At 35.0% G+C, this 1,934-nt stretch carries 3 protein-coding genes; all 3 read left to right on the forward strand.

Annotated elements, in window-relative coordinates:
* A partial coding sequence (locus J3U75_RS09080) for an RHS repeat-associated core domain-containing protein (protein ID WP_267391638.1) occupies positions 1-579 on the forward strand: 579 nt, incomplete at its 5' end.
* Entirely contained in the window at positions 579-857 is a 279-nt protein-coding gene (locus J3U75_RS09085; protein WP_267391639.1) for a hypothetical protein, read from the forward strand. The genes J3U75_RS09080 and J3U75_RS09085, both read left to right, overlap by 1 nt.
* A 466-nt stretch (positions 858-1,323) precedes the next feature.
* The gene (locus J3U75_RS09090; protein ID WP_267391640.1) at positions 1,324-1,890 is read left to right on the forward strand and encodes a hypothetical protein; all 567 of its coding nucleotides are present in this window, start codon (positions 1,324-1,326) and stop codon (positions 1,888-1,890) included.
* Positions 1,891-1,934: the final 44 nt, after the last annotated feature.

Raw genomic sequence — 1,934 nt, forward strand, 5'->3', positions numbered from 1 at the left:
CCGATACAGGAAATCGAACACAGCCAGATACAACAGAACCTAAGGTATCAGGGACAGTATTTAGACAGAGAAACGGGCTTACATTACAATACTTTCAGATACTATGACCCGGATATAGGCAGATTTACGCAGCCGGATCCGATTGGGTTGTTGGGTGGGTTTAATTTGTATCAGTATGCGCCTAATGGGTTGACTTGGATTGATCCGTGGGGGTTGAGTTCAGAACTGCCAAATGAAGCTATTGTTTGCCGAGGAGGTGCATGTCTTGCCGATTCGTTTAAAAATGGAAGCGGTGTTTCAATCGATGATAATGGCAAATTAACTGGAGTTTCGGTAAATAGCTCAAAAAATAAGTCATTAGCACAATTAACAGAAGGAATTCCACATAATAAAGTCGGTGTTACAACAGTTGGATCTGTTCGAGCGGCGGGTGGTGATGTTATTGCATCGCCAACTAAAAACAATCCTAATCATGCAGCTTTATCAGGCATATCGGCAGAGCAAGCAGAAGCTTTAATGACACCTACTCAAAAAAAACCATCAGCTAAACAAAAACTCAAATCCAAAGGAAATTGTTAATGCAAAAAAAAACTGAAATATCAGATTATGAATTGAATCAAATAAAACAACGTTGTGATAAAGCAACAAGTGGACCTTGGATATCATATATTGAAGGTAGGGATCATACTAGTGGCTCAAATTTTATTATGACAGGGAATGAAAATAACCGTGGAGAAGATATTGAACTTATTGGTGGAACAATATATGACCAAGACTTTATTGCGCATGCTCGACAAGATATTCCTAACTTAATTAATGAAATCAAAAGATTGAAAAAATCAATTAAAAATGAATAAATATAATTTAATCTATTTTCTAATATGATTAAATAGATGATTATATTGATATATTGTTTTGGGTTTGAGGTTGAATTAAATATTTGCAGACGATTTTTTTTGGAAACTTAAAGAAAAAATAATGTAATATATTTCAAATAATTTACCTACTCTTGAGTGAATAGCATAAATTTTGACTTAAATGTAACATCTCGAATGAGACCGTTAGTGGTACCCAGTATTACCACTACGATGTTAAACACCGCCTAGACGAAGTTCGTATCGAAAAACAAAACCGTACCGAACGCTACGGTTTTGTCTATGATGCCGCAGCTGGCCTACTCGACACAAGACGCAACCAAGACAGCCGCACCGAAAAACCAAAACTTCGTACGCTTTATCTAAATAATTCACGGTGGCAAGAATACTTAGCTGCGGCGGATGAACATTTAAAAAATAATACCAAATCTAAAGCAGGTGGAAAGAAATGTTAACCAAAAAACAACGTAGTCAAGAAAATACAGTATTCGGAGTCTATATAAAAGAGGGATTGTATTCATTAGCGCAATCCAGAAAAAACCATTGGATGGAGTTTTTTAATATATTTAATGATAAAGATGAATGGGATGGGGTAGACCTGAATAAGGTTAATATCTTATTTACCTATTCAGTAGCTGCACATAGACTTAAAGAGTTATTAGTTTCAATACAAAATGAACATGTACGAAAAAATGTACGCCCACAGCAATCTAAAATTATTACTATTACAGATATATTAACTGGTACAAAAGGTCTGGTGGAAATGGATGACAGATATGACACCGTAGATAATAAGGTTTTGATTCCTAAATTAACTGTAAAAGATCACTTAGATATTATTCAAACAAAAGAGTATGCGGGAATGTATGGAGATTCTAAAGACATCCAAAAACGTCTACTTACATTCTATGAAACTGGCATCAATTGGGATGAATCTAAAAAATTTTCGTTTCCTGAAGCAACAGCGCCAGAACCTACCCAAAAACCTTTAACCAAAGAAGATTATTTGCACTAGTATAAAAACTTGTATGCAAAAACTTTATTAAGGTTTGGATGGAA

It is taken from the genome of Snodgrassella sp. B3088, assembly GCF_026535815.1.
Lineage (GTDB): Bacteria > Pseudomonadota > Gammaproteobacteria > Burkholderiales > Neisseriaceae > Snodgrassella > Snodgrassella alvi_E.